This is a genomic window from Polaromonas sp. (assembly GCF_010365105.1).
Taxonomy (GTDB): Bacteria; Pseudomonadota; Gammaproteobacteria; order Burkholderiales; family Burkholderiaceae_C; genus Polaromonas.
The window spans coordinates 1-17341 of sequence record NZ_JAAFGZ010000037.1 but is presented as its reverse complement, the minus strand read 5'-3'; the positions used below and the strand labels follow the sequence as shown (position 1 = coordinate 17341).

The window sequence follows — 17341 nt, the reverse complement described above, 5'->3', positions numbered from 1 at the left end:
TTGGCATGGAAATTGGCCGCCACACTCCTCGGTTCATCCAGCCGGCCGTTGACCCGTCAACCCCAGCCGCCGTGCCAGCCGGACCAGATTGGCGCGGTGCAGTCCCAGTTCGCGCGCGGCCGACGCCCAGTTGTGGCCATGGCGCTCCAGGCTGGCCTGGATGCACTGGCGCTGGTGCGCCTCGGTTGAGGTGCGCAAGTCAACCGGCGCACCCGTGCTGTCGGCAAGCGAATCCGTCGCTGCTGCCGGGAAGGCACCCTCCCCGCTCTCAGGCACCAGCGAAAAGTCAAAATGCCGGGCGCCCAGGCTCACGATGCGCGGCCGTGACGACTGGCCGGCCAGGGCTTTCAGCGCGCTGCGGCTCACCAGGTGTTCCAGTTCGCGCACATTGCCGGGCCAGTCGTGCGCCAGCAGCGCAGCTCGCGCGCTGGCATCGAGCCGCAAACTGCCCAGCCCCAGGCGCGAACGGTTTTGCTCCAGGAAGTTGCCCGCCAGCAGCAGCACGTCCTGGCCGCGCTCGCGCAGCGGCGGCACCAGCAGCGGATAGACGCTGAGCCGGTGGTAAAAATCGGCGCGAAAGCGGCCGTCCCGCACCTCGGCAGCCAGGTCGCGGTTGGTGGCGGCAATCACGCGCACATCGACCTTGTGCTCGCGGTCCGAGCCCAGTCGCTGCAGCTGCCCGCCCTGCAGCACGCGCAGCAATTTGGCCTGCACCGCCAGCGGCAGCTCGCCCACTTCGTCCAGAAACAGCGTGCCGCCATCGGCCAGCTCGAACTTGCCGCGCCGGTCGGCCACAGCGCCGGAAAAAGCACCGCGCACATGGCCGAACAGCTCGCTTTCGACCAGCGTCTCGGGCAGCGCCGCGCAATTGAGGCTGATCAGCGGGCGCGCAGCGCGTGGCGACGCGGCATGCAGCGCCTGCGCCACCAGTTCCTTGCCGACGCCGGTTTCGCCGGTGAGCAGCACCGTCAGCGCGCTGTTGCCGGCGATGGCGATTTCTTCCAGCAGCCGCAGGTGCGCCGTACTTTGACCGATCAGCGCGGGCGGCGCACTTTTCTCGTCCATCAGGGTGCGAAAAATGTCGGCGCGCCGGCGCTCGTCCTCGGCCCGCAGGGCCAGGCCTTCGATGCGCTGCACGACGCTGACGGTGGCGGCCGCCAGGCTGGCGAAGGCCTGCAGGTCGGGCAGATCGACCTGGGACAAGCGCTCGCTGGCCAGCGCGTCAAGGGTCAGCAGGCCCCACAGCTGTTCACCGACCTGCACCGGGCAGCCCACGCAGTCATGCACCTCCAGCTGGCCGTGAAAGCCCTCGACCAGGCCATCGTAGGGATCGGGCAGCGGGCTGTCGGCGGCAATGCGCAGCGGCCCGCCGGCCGCCAGCAGCAAGCCGAAGCGCGGATGCTCGTCGATCTTGAAGCGCCGGCCCAGCGTGTCGCGGCTCAGGCCGTTGACTGCCAGCGGCAGCAGCCAGTCGCCGTCGAGCCGCAGCAATGCCACCGCGTCGCAGGGCAGCAAGGCGCGCATGGCTTCAAGCAGGCGACGGTAGCGCTCGCTGTCGGGCAGTTCTCGCGACAGGTCATCGACCAGCGGCACCAGCACCTGCAACATCGGGTTGGCGATCAAATTGACTCCTTAAAGCATCATTTTGACTACTTTACACCCGTATCTTTTTGACCCATGTATATTGAAAACGACTGCAAGTGCTTGATCCATATCAATCACCTGGCTGGCACGACTATTGAATAAGGAGCTTATCGGCAGGTTGCCAGGCTTTGCGCAGTGCGAAGCCCAGCCCGCCACCCTCGGAGAATTCATGCTGACCCCAGAACAACGCGCCATCGTCAAATCCACCGTCCCCCTGCTGGAGACCGGCGGCGAAGCGCTGACCACCCATTTCTACCAGATCATGCTGGCCGAACATCCCGAGGTGCGGCCGTTTTTCAATCAGGCAAACCAGGCCAGCGGAGACCAGCCACGTGCGCTGGCCAACGGCGTGCTGATGTATGCGCGCAACATCGACCGGCTGGAGCAGCTCGGCGGGCTGGTGAACCAGATCATCCAGAAGCATGTCTCGCTACAGATCGATCCGGCGCATTACCCGGTGGTGGGCGCCTGCCTGCTGCGCGCCATCCGCGAGGTGCTGGGCGCCGAGATTGCCACCGACGCAGTGATTGCCGCCTGGGCGGCGGCCTACCAGCAACTGGCCGACATCCTGATTGGCGCTGAAGAAAAGGTTTACGCCGAGGTGGCTGCGGCCCCGGGCGGCTGGCGCGGCGCGCGGGCGTTTCGCGTGGCACGCAAGGTGGCCGAAAGTGCCGAGATCACCTCGTTCTATCTGGAGCCGCAGGACGGCGGCGCACTGGCCAGCTTCGCGCCCGGCCAGTACATCGGCCTGCGCCTGACTGTGAACGGCCAGGAAATCCGCCGCAACTATTCGCTTTCGGCTGCGCCCAACGGTAGCGACTACCGTATCAGCGTCAAGCGCGAACCGGGCGGCGTTGCGTCCGGCTACCTGCATGACGACGTGAACGAAGGCGATGTGCTGGAAGTGGCGCCGCCGGCCGGCGAATTCGTGCTGGCAGACAGCGACAAGCCACTGGTGCTGATCAGCGGCGGCGTCGGCATCACGCCCACGCTGGCGATGCTGGACGCCGCCTTGCAGGGAACGCGGCCGGTGCATTTCATCCACTTTGCGCGCAACCGCTCGGCGCACGCTTTTCGCGCCGCCATCGAGACGCGCCATGCACGCCATGCCCAGCTCAAGCGCTTTTATGTTTATGACGAGCATGCAGGCGAAGCGCAGGCGCCGCATGCCATTGGCCTGCGCAGCAGCGCACAGCTGGCCGAATGGCTGCCCGAATCGCGCGATGTGGATGCCTACTTTTTGGGCCCCAAGCCCTTCATGCGTCATGTCAAGCAGCAGCTGCGCGAGCTGGGCGTGCCTGAATCGCAGACCCGCTACGAGTTTTTCGGCCCCGCCAGCGCGCTGGAGTAAGAAACCTGGTGCAGGCACCGGGCACTATTTTTTTAATAGCTGCCCGTGCCCATCCTGCTTGCGCAGAAGGCCTTTTTGGCCATCAAAAGAACGGCCCGGATCATTCGATGACATTTGCCGCCTGGTTCAATAGCTGCCGATGTAGTCCTTCTTGCCCACTTCCACGCCGTTGTGGCGCAGGATGGCATAGGCCGTGGTGGTGTGGAAAAAGAAGTGCGGCAGGCCGTAGTTGAAGAGGTAGGACTCGCCGGTGAAACGTTTTTCCTTGGGCGTGCCGGCCTGCGTGACGATCTCGCGCTTGGCGGCTTGGTCGAACAGCGACACATCGATTCCTTCCATGAACGCCAGCACGGTGGCTATGCGCGCCTGCAGGTCGGCAAAGGTTTGCTCGTCGTCGGCCAGCTTGGGCACGTCAACGCCGGCCAGCCGGGCCGAGACGCTTTTGGCAAAGTCGCTGGCAACCTGGACCTGGCGCAGCATTGGAAACATGTCGGGATAAAGCCGCGCCTGCAGCAAGGCATTGGGGTCGATTTTTTTCGCGACCACATGGGCTTCAGCCTTGGCCAGGACGCCGCTGAGGCCACCCAGCATCTGTTTGAAAACGGGAATCGAGGCAGTGTAGATCGCGGAGGTCATGGGTTCTTTCATTAGGGAATGTCAACGGGGTTGCTGTTTGCCCAGCGTGGCAAAGCGCAAGCCCCCGGCATTCTCGCCGGCATCGGCCCCAAGGCGCTGCGCTTGGCAGAATCGCCTCACGCCGTCAAGCCGGCCCGCAACCGGTTTCATCCACACCGGGCTAGCCACGCAGGTAACGCTCCAAAACAGCCAGTTCGCTAGTCGTTGGAACACCCTTGCCGGTGATGACTGCATAAATATTGCCGGTGAAACCTTCTTGCGGGTAGTAGTTTTTAAAACCCCAGCCGAGCAGCATCTGGTCGAAATAACCCGGTGCAAACGTGGCCTTGCCGCTGTCCACCAGTGCCGAATTGACGCGCAGCGCCTGCGCTTCGGGCGCACAGGTGAAGGTCAGCACCGACAACCTGTTCGGCACCAGCTTGTCGGGGCCGGTCAGCTCGACCTTGCGGCCTTTGGCGTCCTCCCACCGGACCACCGGCTGGCCGTTTGAAAACGCCAGTTCGCAGGCCTGGCTGGCTTCTGTCTGTGACGCCTGGAAAACCAGGCCGCTGCTGTCTTTGGCGGCAAAGCCAACGGCGGCAACGGCAAAGTAGCTGTCTTCGATGTTGTAGGGCACGCGGTTGACGGGGTTGGGCCGCACTTCGGCTTCGGGCACCGCCTTCTTGCACCAGAAACCAAAAGTGTCCGCCTGGTGTACCGAACTTTTCCGGCCATTGGCCACGCGCAGCACGGGCAGCGTCATGCGGCCCATGGCCGGGGTTTCGGTGTTGGTCCAGTTAAGCATTTCCATCGCATTGCCCGGGCTGGAGCCGTAGCCCGAGTCGGACACGGCGCGCACCACCTGGCCGCTGGCTGCCGGCGCGCCCAGCATGTAGTCGGTGTAGCCGTCGGCCATATCCCATTTGCAGGCGCCGTAGCGGGCGATGATCGCCATCGCCGCGTCGTCCAGGCTGGTGGACGCGTGGGCCACCGGATCGTTGAGTGAAAACACCTTGCGCGCTAGCGGCACCGGCACGGCAGGCTGGCCCAGGCTGGTGTAGCTCAGCACGGCCACCTGGTTGTCAGCCGGCGTGTAGCTGAAGGAATCCTGTCCGTTTGGCCCCGCCGGAATTGTCAGTTCCTGCTTGCTGAGCTTGCCACCGCCCTTGACCGCCACCGCAAGGCGCACGGGCCGGGCCAGGTTGCCGCGGGCATACACCGTGATGGTGACGGGCGCGCCTGCGCGCCCATGCCCCGGGCCGTCGTCGAACAGCATGGCTTGCGCAATGCCTGCCGAGGCCTTCATGACGCCAGAAACCAGCGGTTCCAGCGTTTTGTTCTGGTGCCAGCCGGCCACATGGGTCAAGGCATTGCTGCGTATCGGCCAGTGGTTGCCGGCCATCCAGCTGTACACCTCGACGCCGTTTTGCAGCGCCAGATCAACCGTGTTCCTGAAGCTTTCAGCCCAGCGCGGGTCATCGACCGGCATGCCGACTTCACCCAGCGCAAGCCTGACCTTTTTTGCCCTGGCCCAGTCCACCGCCGGCCTGATCCGCTCGCGTCCGGTGGTACGGGTGATCGGATCGGCCTGGGAACTGCCGAATTTCCGGGGAGCCGATTCAATGTCCCAGTCGAAGGCTTGTCCGGTGCTGCGCCGGTCCAGATAGGCATGCACTTCATAAATCAGCCCGTCTCCCGCCAACGGATAGCCCGGATTTTTCGTCGCCAGGCTGGAAGCGCTGCTCCACTCGTTGCCAGCGACATAAATGGGCGTTTCCTTGTCAATGGCGCGGATGGCATCAATGGCTGCCTGCATGAACACCGGCAGGAGCATCAGGTCGTCGCGGCCCCTTTTGCTTTCGACGAGACTGCCGCGCTCGGGCATTTCGTGGGGCTCGTTCATCAGGCCGTAGCCCCCCAGGCCGGGATGGCCTTTCCACATCGTCGCGGCGCGGCGCCACACATCGGCAAACAGCGCAGGCGTGAGGGTGGCGCCCTTTTCCAGCGCAAAAATCCGCTGCTGAATCTGCGACCGGTCGGTGGTGTAGGGCCTGAGCAAGGGGTCTGGCGCAGCCTTCAGGCCGATCACCGACCCATCGGGCTGGTAGATGAAGTCGGTGTAGCGCGCATAGTTGTGCAGGTCGATGATGCAGCGGGTGCCCGAGGCCGCATGGGCATCGAGCAATCCGGTGATGCAGGACGCATAGCTTGCATGAAAGGCACCGGGTTCACCGATCAGCGACCGGGCAGCGGCATTCGCGACGGTGCCCGGCAGCATTGGCTGGAGCAGTTCCCACTGGATGGGCAGCCGGTTTTGGGTGTACCCGCAGGCGGCCAGGTAGGCCACGTCCGGCATTCGCGGGACGGTGAAGTGAATGTTGGGCGCGGAACTGAGGCCATGGCGCAGGCCGGGTGCAGCCCATTCGAGGCCGGAGAGGTTGGCGCCCAGGACGACCGGGGGTATTTTTGCCTCGGGCTGCGCGGCCGCCTGCGCAGACTGTCCGCGCCAGAGGCCAAGGGCCGCCATGGCAGCGGCAGCCTGTGAAAATTCTCGCCTGTGCATTGATGCTTTCTCTGTGGGAAATCGGTGTTTGGCTGTGTTTGTCCCGGCCAGACTGCAGGAAAAATTCCAGCGATTGATGGACCTGGTACTGGTTTTTAAGGGAACACCGGATGCCCGTCAATCTACAACCGGCCTATTGACACGCCCGCCAGCGAAAGGCCGCGCAAGAACCGCATCAACACCCTCGACGGCTTCAGTGCTTTTCCCGGATCGCCAAAACCGGCAACATCACACTCGCCGACCAGCAGTTGCCCTGACTGGACCAGACCTGTCAGGTCAGTGCGCCCGGCTTTGGTCAGGCTGGCGGGGTTGCCCTTGTTGTCGTACCACGTCGGCCAGCCACGCATCAATCAGCGCCAGATCATTCACCGTTTTGATCTGCTGATACGCGATTTCAGCTTCAGGAAAACGTCGGCGCAAAAAATTCAGCCATTGCTTGAGCCGGCCGGCGCGCGCCTTGGCGTCCAGCCGGGCGCAGACAACCAGCCAGAACTCGGCCAGCAAAGGCAGCAGTTCCGGCCAGGCGATTCCCGCTACCGTCCCGGTTACTCCGCTTGCCGGGCCGTTCATCGACGCCTTGATCGCCAGCCCCAGCCCCGGGTCGGTCACCGCACCTCGGCCCAACATCAGCGATTCGCAGCCCGACGCTTCGCGGCAGCGGCGCGCATCCCCGACCGTCCAGATTTCGCCGTTCGCCACCACCGGTATGTGCACGGCAGCGCGAATGTCGGCAATGCGCTCCCAATAGGCGGGCGGCCGGTAGGCCTGTGCCTTGGTCCGGGCATGCACCACCAGCTCGTCGGCGCCGCTGCCGGCAATGGCCAGCGCGCATTCCACCGCACGCGAATCGTCGTTGAATCCCAGCCGCATCTTGGCCGACACCGGCATGTGTGCCGGCACGGCACGGCGCACGGCGGCGACGATGGCGGCAATGGTGTCGGGTTCGTCAAGCAGCGCCGCGCCGCCGCCATGGCGGTTGACGATTTTTGCCGGGCAGCCGAAATTCAGGTCGATGCCCGCCGGTCCCAGTTCGGCCAGCCGCCCGGCGTTTTCAGCCAGGCAGACCGGGTCGGACCCGAGCAACTGGGCGCGCACCGGAACGCCTGCCAGCGTGCGGCCGCCGTTGTGCAGTTCGGGAACGATGCGGGTGAACACCCGCTCGGGCAGCAGCTGGTCGGTGATGCGGATGAATTCAGACACGCAGCGATCAATGCCGCCAACCCGCGTCAGGATGTCGCGCAGCACGAAGTCAAGCAGCCCTTCCATGGGCGCGAGCAGGATGGTCACGGGCTCGCCAGCGTGCGGATCAGTCAGGCGCTCAGGCCGCGCCCAGGCGCCAGAGCGACGTCACTTCGGCGGCGCGCGCCTTGTGCAGCGGGTTGCTGGCGTCGGCCACCTTCGGGTGCTCGGGCTTGGCGTCGATACGGCCCAGCACCTTCAGGCCACTGGCCTTGATGGCGGCCAGCAATTCGGCGCGGGTGCGCAAACCCAGTTGCTCGGCAAAATTGGACAGGATCAGCCAGCCTTCGCCGCCGGGCGCCAGATGGCCGGGAAGGCCCTTGAGAAAACCCAGCAGCATGCGGTTGCCTTCGTCGTACACGGCGCCTTCGAGCGGCGAGCCGGGGCGTGCCGGCAGCCACGGCGGGTTGCAGACAATGACCGACGCCAGCCCCTCGGGGTACAGGTCGGCTTGCATGACCTTGACCGGGTTGGGCAGGCGCAGCCGGTAGATGTTTTCGCGCGCGCATTCAAGCGCACGCGGGTCCATGTCGGTGGCCACGACCTGGTCCACTTCCGGGCGCAGCGCCAGCACGGCCGACAGCACGCCGGTGCCGGTGCCGATGTCGAAGGCGACAAACTTGCTGCCCGGACTGGCGGGCAAGGGGGCGTTGGCCACCAGGTCCACATATTCGCCGCGCACCGGTGAAAACACGCCGTAGTGCGGATGGATGCGGTTGTTCGGCGCCTTGCCCAGGGCCGCAATTTCAACGCCCTTCTTGCGCCACTCGTGCGCGCTGATCACGCCCATCAGTTCGCGCAGCGACGCCACGCCGGGCAGCGCGTCTTCGCCGGGCACACCCCAGGCTTCGGCACACGCCTGTTTGGCGTCGGGCGCGCGGCGCATGTCAACGCCATAGTCGGCGCCAAACTCGATCAGCACCATGCCGAGCACGCGCGCGCGCTGTGACTGGGCCTGGCGGTGCAGGTGAAAATCCTGGCCGGCCGGTACGCCGGAGATGGCATTGTCGGCGGCCTTCTTGGTCGCGACCCGCGCCAGCTTGGACGCCTTGGGCGGCTTGTCGATGCGCCGGGCCAGCGCCTGCACCATCTGCCGGGCGTTCTGAAAGTCGCCGCGCCAGATCAGTCCGGTGCCTTCGCAGGCCAGCCGGTAGGCGGTGTCGGCAGCCATGGTGTCGTCGGCTTCGACGATCCGCCGGGGCGGCGGCGCGCCACGCTCGGAACGCCACAGCGCCGAATGCGCCACACCTGCTTCCTTCCATTCGATAAGGGTAGCGGCCGGGGCGGCTGATTCGGAAAGCGCGGTGGAAGTCACGGAAAAGAAGGTAGGCATGGGCAAGGCAGTCAGAAAGGTCAGAAAGAAAGACCCCGTGTTTTAACAGATGGCCGGCGCTTTCCCGGCAAAAAACCCTGCCGCCCGCATTTCTCAAGAAAAACAGGGCTGTACCGCACGTGTGACGTACGCAAGCAGCTATGAATACAGTAGCTAGCGAAACGGCCGGCTGAGAAAGCGCGAACCCGCCAGACCGAATCGCCAGGGCTGGTCAACAGCTTTTGAAATGCCGATGCGTGGCCCGGCCACCACCTTTGCTTGCAGCTCCGGCGCGGCAGGAAACAGCGCAAACGGCGGTTCGCCCAGCCGCTGGCCGGTGAAACTGCGGTCAATCCCCAGCGCCTGCCCCAGCCGGCCAGGACCGGCGCAGAGCAGCCTGACATCGTCCAGACCGCGCCGGTCGCGCATGCGCTCCAGTCCATCGGTGGGCTCGATGGCGCGCAGCAGCACCCCGGCGCCGTGGCCGGTTTCGCGGCACACAAGATTCATGCACCAGTGAATGCCGTAGGAGCGGTACACGTAGATGCAGGCGGGGGGGCCGAACATGGCCGCGTTGCGCTCGGTGGGGCCGCTGAAGCTGTGCGACGCCGGGTCTTCGCCGTCATAGGCTTCGGTTTCGACAATGATGCCGCCCACGCCATCGACCAGCAGCCGCATGCCGATCAGCTGGCGGGCCACGGTTTCAGAGGCGGCCAGAAAATCGATCCCGGCAACCAAAGGCGATGGATTGAAGGCAATGGCTGAATGTTCCAAGGCAGTTCCTGATAAAAAAGCCGGAAAAGGCAATAACGCGCGGCGTCAACCAGAATTCTGTGAAGGCAAAACGCAAAAACGGTGCTTTAGGATTTGTCTGCCCGTCCATCGGAATTCCCGGACGCAAAGGTCCAGGTCATCCTACGCACAGCCTGAATCCACGACTACAGGCCGTGAGGACTCCCGACGTTTAAGGTTAAACCTTGGCCCAGGGAGAAAACAACATGACAAGATTCAACGCGCCGCCACCCAATGGCGACAGCCGAAAAATGATCGAAAAGCGGTCCCGTGAAGCCACCCGGCCGGCGGCACCGGAAAAAAAAGACAGCTGGCCATTTTCTGCCAACAAGCAACCTTTTGCCGCGCACCAGGAAGCCCCGTCAGCCGACCGTTCAAGCAAAGAAAAACCTTCGGATTGACTTCTGCTGGACCGGCATGGACGGACCTCACAAAAGTCAACTGACCAGACGCCGCCCAAACACCGCCCAAACGCAAAGGAAATTGTCTGGCGTTCAATGCGATCCGGGCTTCATGCGTTTGAAGGCCGTGACTGCCAGGAGCACAAGGGCTCCGGCAACGATTCCCACCAACGCGTTGATCGCCAGCGGCGCCAGGGCGCCCAGCACCGCGCCAATGCCGTTGACATCGATGGCCCATTGGGTCGCCACGTCAACCGCATGGTGCAGGAACGGAAAACCGTGGCTCAAAATGCCGCCGCCGACCAGAAACATCGCAGCGGTTCCGGCTATCGACAGGAACTTCATCAGCCACGGGGCGGAAAACAAAATGGCGTGACCCAGGCCTTGCTGAAAACGGGTCCAGGCCCCGGAGCCCGGCTGCTGGCTCAGGTAGAGTCCACCGTCATCCAGCTTGACAATGCCGGCCACCACACCATAGACACCGGCCGTCATGACCACGGCAATACCGCTTAAAACCACCAGCTGAGTGGTGAAAGGGCTGTCCTGAACCGTGCCGAGCGTAATGGCAATGATTTCTGCCGACAGAATGAAGTCGGTGCGGATGGCGCCCTTGATCTTGTCTTTTTCCACTTGCCGCAAGTCCACCGCCGGGTCAGCCAGCGCACTGACCCGCTTCTCATGCTCGGCCGCCTGCTCGTCAGCGCTGTGCATGAATTTGTGGGCCAGCTTTTCAAACCCTTCGTAGCACAGAAAAGCACCGCCAACCATCAACAACGGCGTCACCAGCCAGGGCGCAAATGCACTGATCGCCAGCGCCGCTGGCACCAGAATCGCCTTGTTGATGAAAGAGCCCTTGGCAACCGCCCAGACCACCGGCAGTTCGCGCTCCGCCTTGACCCCTGCAACCTGTTGCGCATTGAGAGCCAAATCGTCTCCCAGCACGCCAGCGGTTTTTTTGGCGGCCACCTTGGACAGCAAGGCCACATCGTCGAGTACGCTGGCAATATCATCAATCAGGGCAAGTAGGCTGGTGGCCATGGGTGTCATGGGCGTGCGGTGGCATGCCGAGGTTAAAAAAGAAACGGAAAAACGGAAAAGTGCAACTATCCCAAACCGTCACGGGTGGCGGGGCAGGAAAAAACCGCCATCAGGCGGTTTTCGGTTTCAGGCTTGAATGCCAGGTCTGGATCAATTCGCCGTCAGGCGGCCGATGATAAAGCCCAGCGCCAGCGCCATGCCAACGGCTTCCAGCGGCTTGTCCTGAATCCAGGACCTGGAACATTCCACCGCATGCCCGGGCGCGTCATAAACCCGGGTGGCATTTTCGGAAACACGGTCGGCTACCTGCGTTGCACCGCTGGAAAGACGGTTGACCGCGTCATGCGCGGCACTGCCGACATACCCGACCGCTTCTAGCGCCGGGTCCACCACCTTGTCAATGGAACTGTGCAGCGCCGAACCCGCCGATTCCACGGTGCGCTTGAGTGCGTTGCTGTCGCTGGCGTCAGAGTTTTGATCGCCAGGGTGTGAAGTCGGGTTTTCCATCTTGTTTCCTTTATAAATTCGGCAAAATTTGAAGTTTTCCTGTAGCCATGCCTTGTTTGCCCAGCCTGGCTGCCTTGCACGAATCACGCCACAAGGGCTTGGCGGTCAAGTTTAAGGGGCTGGCCGCTATACCGAATGTGCGGCGCTGCAGGATGCCCTTGTAGGACAGGAAAGACAAAGCCTACCCGGCTAAAACTGAGCCGGGTTTGGGCCAATAATCCATTACTGACGCATCGCGCCACCACACCCTGCCGCGTCGATAACCGAAGGAATTCAATATGCATGGTTTTTTGAACAATGCCTTTCAACGCCACCCCGCAGGCGCTGCCGGCTACAGCCTGACCCGAAACGGGCCTGGCGAAGAGGACCAGGAAGAGGAAGAAGGCCTGGAACTGCCGGTAAACCCTGACCAGGGAACACCACTGATTCCGGATGAGCAAGGCGAGATCACGGCACCGACCTGATGCTTCAACCGGCATCGAACCTTTGCATTGCGTTGCCTTGGCATGGAACCAGCGCAAAGCCGGCGTGCCCCAGGGTTTTCCCCAGCTGTTTTTCATGCAAGCGCTTGATTAAAAACAAGCGTTGATGAGCCTGTTGGCCTAGCATGGAAATGCTGCAGCCCCCCAAAAAGGTCAACCATGAACACACTGACGAAACTTGCCCTGGGAATGATCGGCCAGCTCAAGCCGCAGCCCGCACAAGGCAACGCCGTTTGCGTACTGTCCCTGCCACCGCCGCAGACGCAGGGAGGCCTGCCGCTGATGCAGGCGCTCAGCCTGCGCCATTCGGAGCGCAAGTTTGCGCCTGCCCCGCTGAACCACCAGCTCCTGTCCGACCTGCTCTGGGCCGCAGCGGGCCTCAACCGGTCCGGTCTCGAAGGACGCACGACACCCAGCGCCATGAATTCGCAGGAAATCGAGGTCTATGTGGCCTTGCCTGAAGGCCTTTACCGCTACGAGCCTTCCGGCCATCTGCTCTACCTGATCAGCGCGACCGATGTGCGGCGCGTGACCGGCTACCAGGACTTTGTGGACCAGGCACCGCTTGACCTGATTTTTGTTGCCAACCATTCCCGCATGACGGCGGTGCCTGCGGCGCACCGCGAGTCCTATGCGTCAGTGGCTGCAGGCGCCATGGCGCAAAGCGTTTACCTGTTCTGTGCATCGGCGGGGTTGGGAACGGTGATTCGTGCCTGGATTGACCGCCAGGCGCTGTCTGAAGCCATGGGACTGCAGGCGGACCAGCAGATACTGCTGTCGCAAACCGTCGGCCGGCCAGTAACGGCTCCGCCGGCTGCAGAGACTCCGGCGGCTGGCGTCAGTCCACCGCCCGCTTGAGGCGCAACTCTTCGAGTTTCACGCTGCCGAAATCGACCGTCTTGAGCGACGGCATTTCACGCTTGAAGCCGGCGGCATGTTCGCAAAACTCCAGCGCGCGCTCATTGCCGAGCAGCACCCACAGCGTGACCTGGGTGCAGCCTTCATCTTTCAGGCCATCGCGGGCGCCGTCCCACAATTGCAGGCCCACGCCCTTTCTCCAGTGCTCGGGCGACACGTAGAGGGCCCAGATCTCGCCCACAGTAGAACGGGTCTTCGGATCGCGCGAACGGTCGAAGCCGACAAAACCGACGATCTTTTCGTCTTCCGTGGCCACCAGCACCTGCGGCTCGCTGTATTCGATCGCTTCGCGCCAGTACGCCTGGCGCTTGTCCACCGTCATTTTGGCCAGGTAGTCCACGGGCATCAAATCCTTGTAGGCGGCTTGCCAGGTGGCAACATGGATTTCGGCAATGGCTTTGGCATCACGGGCAACGGCAGGACGGACGGAATAGCTTGACATAGAAAAATCGCTTGTGAGAGTCAGGGGAAGGCTGGGGAGGCCGGATTGTCGCGCAATTCGAATTGGCGCCCAAACGGATTGGGTTAAATTCAGCTTTTCGCCTTGCGCCCCCAAGCTGTTCGCACCCATCACGCCATGCCAGAACCCAAACCCACAGGCCCAATAAACCCGGCAAACGCCCCCAGCCCTGTATTCAGTGCATGTGTCGCAGGCGACGACACGGTGTTTGAAGCGCCTGCAGCGCTGCCGCTGCTGCTTGCCGCCGAACAGGCTGGCGTGTGGCTGCGGCACAGTTCATGCCGCAACGGCACCTGCCGCACCTGCATCTGCCGGCTGGTCAGTGGCCAGGTGGTGTACCGCATCGACTGGCCGGGGCTGAGCCTGGATGAAAAACGCGACGGTTTCATCCTGCCCTGCGTGGCGTATCCGGCATCCGACGTGGTGATTGAAGCGCTTTTCTGATCACCAGGCGCCGGCGCCTGGCCCTGGCAGCGCCTTTCATGGCCAGGCACCTTCAGGCTGAGGCATGATTCCCCCATGATGACCCGACTGAAATTCCTGGCGCGCCGACTTGCCGCGCCCACCCTGATAGGCTGCGGCTTGCTGGCCGCCGGCGCCAGTGCGGCCGCTGCCGCCGCTCCGTTCGAAGACACCATGGCCCAGCGAACGCTGGCCTGCACCGCCTGCCACGGCCCGCAAGGCCGCGCCGCACCCGACGGCTACTACCCGCGACTGGCCGGCAAGCCGGCCGGCTACCTGTACAACCAACTGCTCAATTTTCGTGAAGGACGACGCCATTACGGCCTGATGACCCGGCTTATCGATCCGCTGAGCGACGCCTATCTGCTGGAGATGGCGCAGTATTTCGCGACCCTGGACGTGCCCTATCCGGCGCCGCTGCCACCCCAGGCGCCGGCGGCTGTGCTGCGCCGCGGCGAGCAGCTGGTGATGCAGGGCGACAGCGGCCGCAAGCTGCCCGCGTGCATCCAGTGCCACGGCCAGGCCATGACCGGTGTGGTGCCTGCGGTGCCGGGCCTGCTCGGGCTGCCGCGCGACTACCTCAATGCGCAACTGGGCGCCTGGAAGGCCGGCCAGCGCCGCGCCCATGCGCCCGACTGCATGCAGGACATCGTGTCCCGCCTGAGCCTCGAAGACATCAATGCGGTGGCCAGCTGGGTCGCCGCCCAGCCGTTGCCGGCCGATACCCATCCGGCCAGTTCTCCGCCGGCCGCAGTGCCCGGCAACGAGGTCTTGCGCTGTGGCAGCGCACCGCTGCCGGTCGCCGGCACGCCTGAGACGAAAGCCCAACCATGAAGACCACCTCCCGATGGGCCCTGGGAATTGCCGTGCTGGCCGCAGGTGCCGCTGCCGTCATATGGGCGCTGAATGTGCAGGGCGAGGCCGATGTCAGGGCCACGGCGGCTTTTGCGCCCACCGACAGCCTGATCGCGCGCGGCGCCTATCTGGCGCGCGCGGGCAACTGCATGGCCTGTCACACGGCGCGCGGCGGCGCCAGCTATGCCGGCGGGCTGGGCATCCCGACGCCCTTCGGCACGGTGTTCACCTCCAACCTGACGCCTGATGCGAATACCGGCATCGGCAGCTGGTCGCCCGCGCATTTCTGGCGTGCCATGCACAACGGCCGCTCCAAAAGCGGCCGCCTGCTGTACCCGGCCTTTCCGTACACCAGCTACACCCAGGTGACGCGCGAGGATTCGGATGCGATCTTTGCCTACCTGCGCAGCCAGCCTGCAGTGAACCAGCCGAACCGGCCGCACGCGCTTGACTTTCCCTTCAGCTCGCAGGCCGCGCTCGCCGTCTGGCGCGCGCTGTACTTCAAGCCGGGCGTGTTCCAGCCCAATACCAGCCGCGATGCCGAATGGAACCGGGGGGCCTACCTGGTCAATGGCCTTGGCCACTGCAGCGCCTGCCATTCGCCGCGCGATGCACTGGGCGGCAGCCGCCAGAGCCTGGCGCTGGCCGGCGGGCTGATCCCGATGCAGAACTGGTACGCGCCGTCGCTGACCTCTGCGCACGAGGCTGGCGTGGCGGACTGGGACCGCGAGCGCATCGTGCAACTGCTCCAGACCGGCGTGGCGCCGGGCGCATCGGTCAGCGGACCGATGGCTGAGGTGGTCCTGCGCAGCACCCAGCACCTGACGGCGCAGGACCTGGGCGCCATGGCGAACTACCTCAAGGCGCTTCCCGGCGCAAGTGCGCCACTTGAAAAAATCGCCGCGCCCGGCCCCGCCAGTCCGTCCCTGGACACTGTCAAAACCGCCAAGCTTTATGAGCAGCATTGCGCGCAGTGCCATGGCGCGCAGGGTGAAGGCATTGCCCATGCCTATCCGCCGCTGGCCGGCAACCGCGCGGTGACGATGGACGCCACCGACAACCTGGTGCAGATGGTGCTCAATGGCGGCTTTGCGCCAGCCACCAAGGGCAACCCCCGGCCCTTTGGCATGCCGCCCTTTGTGCTGGTGCTGGATGACAGCGAAGTGGCCGGCCTGATCAGCCACATCCGCAGTTCCTGGGGCAACCAGGCCGGCGCCGTCACGCCGCTTGAAGTCACCCGGGCCCGGTCCAACCAGGCGCATTGAATGCGCGGCGTCAGCGCCGCCAGCATGTTCAGGGCGGCGCCGGCGGATCGGTCATGCGGTCGCGGTTGGCGAGCGCCGGAAAGCCCTTGAGCCAGAGCAGGGCCACCAGCAGCGTTCCGATACCGCCTGCGACCACCGAGCCGACCGGCCCGAGCAGCGCCGCCGTGGCGCCGGATTCAAATTCGCCGAGCTGGTTCGACGCGCCAATGAACACCGAATTGACCGCGCTGACGCGGCCGCGCATGTCGTTGGGCGTCTCGATCTGCACCAGCGTCTGGCGCACCACCACGCTGACCATGTCGGCGCCGCCGGACACCGCCAGCGCCACCATCGACAGCACAAAGTGGGTCGACAGGCCGAACACCAACATGCACACGCCATACACCGCCACCGCCATCAGCATGGTGCGGCCGACGCGGCGCTCCAGCGGCCAGCGAGTCAATACCACCGACAGCACCAATGCGCCTGCCGCCGGTGCCCCGCGCAGCAGGCCCAGGCCCCAGGGGCCGACATGCAGAATGTCCTTGGCAAACATCGGCAGCAAGGCCGTGGCGCCGCCCAGCAAGACAGCAAACAGGTCCAGCGACACCGCGCCCAGCAGCGCCTTGCGCTTCCAGACAAACTCAGCCCCAGCCAGCAGCGTGCGCATCGACACCGGCTCGCGCGGCGGCGGCACATGGTCGTAGCGCACCACCGCAACCAGTGCGCAGCCAACGGCAAACAACAACGCGCAGGTTGCGTACACCGCCGTGGCGCCAGCGACAAAAATCACACCGCCCAATGCCGGGCCGCTGATCACGGCCGCCTGCATGCCCGAAGAGCTGAACGCCATGGCGCGCGGCAACATCACCGCTGGCACCAGAATTGGCGTCAGGGCCTGCTGCGCCGGCATCTGGAAGGCCCGTGCCACACCCAGCATCACTGACACGCCCAGCAGCAACTCGCGTGACGTCCAGACCGCCGACGAGCCCCAACCCTGCGTCGCAGCCACCAGCAGCAGTGCCACGCTGCCCTGCGTCAGCAAACAAGCCGCGACAATATGCGCCCGGTTCAGCCGGTCAGCCACATGCCCGGCCACCAGTGTCAGCAGCAGCGCAGGCGCGAACTGGTACAGGCCGACCAGCCCCAGGTCCCAGGCGCTGCCGGTCAGCTCGTACATCTGCCAGCCGACGGCCACCATCAGCATCTGGTTGCCGGTGGTGCCAAACAGCCGGGAAAACCACATGCGCATGAAGGCGCGCTGGCGGATGAGTTCGGCAAAGCTGGGCATGGACATGGGGCCGGAGCTTACCAGCCCGGGCCGCTCACGAACCTCTTTGGGCCAGCGCTCACGACCGCCTTTTGCTATTTATTTGAGCCAATTGCACAATTCTGCGTCATAGGTTCAGAAGACTGGTTTTTCGTAAAAGCCAAGCTGGATGCGATCGAACTGAAGAG

General features: G+C 64.3%; 16 protein-coding genes. 6 read left to right on the top strand and 10 right to left on the bottom strand.

The window, feature by feature from the left end; translation table 11 throughout:
• Window positions 1–33: 33 nt before the first annotated feature.
• Window positions 34–1623, bottom strand: a complete 1590-nt coding sequence (gene norR / locus GZ092_RS18180; RefSeq protein WP_293638436.1) for a nitric oxide reductase transcriptional regulator NorR — start codon at window positions 1621–1623, stop codon at window positions 34–36.
• Between the two features lie 190 nt (window positions 1624–1813).
• On the opposite strand from norR, the gene hmpA reads away from it, so the two are divergent.
• Entirely contained in the window at window positions 1814–2995 is a 1182-nt protein-coding gene (gene hmpA / locus GZ092_RS18175) for an NO-inducible flavohemoprotein (protein ID WP_293638434.1), read from the top strand.
• 126 nt (window positions 2996–3121) lie between these two features.
• On the opposite strand, the gene GZ092_RS18170 is transcribed toward hmpA, so the two are convergent.
• From GZ092_RS18170 to GZ092_RS18140, 7 genes are all read right to left on the bottom strand, one after another.
• Window positions 3122–3631 (bottom strand): DUF1993 domain-containing protein, encoded by a 510-nt coding sequence (locus GZ092_RS18170; RefSeq protein ID WP_293638432.1) that lies wholly within the window; start codon window positions 3629–3631, stop codon window positions 3122–3124.
• A gap of 160 nt (window positions 3632–3791) precedes the next feature.
• A complete protein-coding gene (locus tag GZ092_RS18165; RefSeq protein WP_293638430.1) occupies window positions 3792–6137 on the bottom strand; it encodes a cellulase family glycosylhydrolase in 2346 nt (781 codons plus the stop codon).
• Window positions 6138–6449: 312 nt separating this feature from the next.
• Window positions 6450–7460, bottom strand: coding sequence for a tRNA-dihydrouridine synthase (locus GZ092_RS18160; protein ID WP_293638428.1), 1011 nt, complete (start codon window positions 7458–7460; stop codon window positions 6450–6452).
• A 31-nt stretch (window positions 7461–7491) separates the two neighbouring features.
• Window positions 7492–8745, bottom strand: a complete 1254-nt coding sequence (locus tag GZ092_RS18155; protein ID WP_293638426.1) for a class I SAM-dependent methyltransferase — start codon at window positions 8743–8745, stop codon at window positions 7492–7494.
• Window positions 8746–8898: 153 nt separating this feature from the next.
• Window positions 8899–9498 carry a DNA-3-methyladenine glycosylase gene (locus tag GZ092_RS18150; protein WP_293638424.1) on the bottom strand — a complete coding sequence of 200 codons (600 nt, stop codon included), beginning with the start codon at window positions 9496–9498 and terminating at the stop codon, window positions 8899–8901.
• 512 nt (window positions 9499–10010) lie between these two features.
• A complete protein-coding gene (locus GZ092_RS18145; protein WP_293638422.1) occupies window positions 10011–10955 on the bottom strand; it encodes a DUF808 domain-containing protein in 945 nt (314 codons plus the stop codon).
• 150 nt (window positions 10956–11105) lie between these two features.
• Window positions 11106–11462 carry a hypothetical protein gene (locus GZ092_RS18140; RefSeq protein WP_293638421.1) on the bottom strand — a complete coding sequence of 119 codons (357 nt, stop codon included), beginning with the start codon at window positions 11460–11462 and terminating at the stop codon, window positions 11106–11108.
• A gap of 278 nt (window positions 11463–11740) precedes the next feature.
• On the opposite strand from GZ092_RS18140, the gene GZ092_RS18135 reads away from it, so the two are divergent.
• Both GZ092_RS18135 and GZ092_RS18130 read left to right on the top strand, forming a co-directional pair.
• The gene (locus GZ092_RS18135) at window positions 11741–11926 is read left to right on the top strand and encodes a hypothetical protein (protein ID WP_293638420.1); all 186 of its coding nucleotides are present in this window, start codon (window positions 11741–11743) and stop codon (window positions 11924–11926) included.
• A gap of 177 nt (window positions 11927–12103) precedes the next feature.
• The gene (locus GZ092_RS18130) at window positions 12104–12802 is read left to right on the top strand and encodes a SagB/ThcOx family dehydrogenase (RefSeq protein ID WP_293638419.1); all 699 of its coding nucleotides are present in this window, start codon (window positions 12104–12106) and stop codon (window positions 12800–12802) included.
• Here GZ092_RS18130 and GZ092_RS18125 read toward each other — a convergent pair.
• Entirely contained in the window at window positions 12783–13304 is a 522-nt protein-coding gene (locus GZ092_RS18125; RefSeq protein ID WP_293638418.1) for a GNAT family N-acetyltransferase, read from the bottom strand. The genes GZ092_RS18130 and GZ092_RS18125 overlap by 20 nt on opposite strands.
• Before the next feature lie 135 nt (window positions 13305–13439).
• On the opposite strand from GZ092_RS18125, the gene GZ092_RS18120 reads away from it, so the two are divergent.
• The 3 genes from GZ092_RS18120 to GZ092_RS18110 all read left to right on the top strand — a co-directional run bounded on the left by GZ092_RS18120 (window position 13440) and on the right by GZ092_RS18110 (window position 15904).
• Window positions 13440–13766, top strand: coding sequence for a 2Fe-2S iron-sulfur cluster binding domain-containing protein (locus GZ092_RS18120; protein WP_293638417.1), 327 nt, complete (start codon window positions 13440–13442; stop codon window positions 13764–13766).
• A 75-nt stretch (window positions 13767–13841) separates the two neighbouring features.
• Window positions 13842–14618, top strand: coding sequence for a c-type cytochrome (locus GZ092_RS18115; RefSeq protein WP_293638416.1), 777 nt, complete (start codon window positions 13842–13844; stop codon window positions 14616–14618).
• A complete protein-coding gene (locus GZ092_RS18110; protein ID WP_293638415.1) occupies window positions 14615–15904 on the top strand; it encodes a cytochrome c in 1290 nt (429 codons plus the stop codon). Before GZ092_RS18115 ends, GZ092_RS18110 begins: the two co-directional genes overlap by 4 nt.
• A 28-nt stretch (window positions 15905–15932) precedes the next feature.
• Here the strand turns inward: GZ092_RS18110 and GZ092_RS18105 are convergent, their stop codons facing one another.
• Window positions 15933–17180 carry an MFS transporter gene (locus GZ092_RS18105; RefSeq protein ID WP_293638414.1) on the bottom strand — a complete coding sequence of 416 codons (1248 nt, stop codon included), beginning with the start codon at window positions 17178–17180 and terminating at the stop codon, window positions 15933–15935.
• Window positions 17181–17341: the final 161 nt, after the last annotated feature.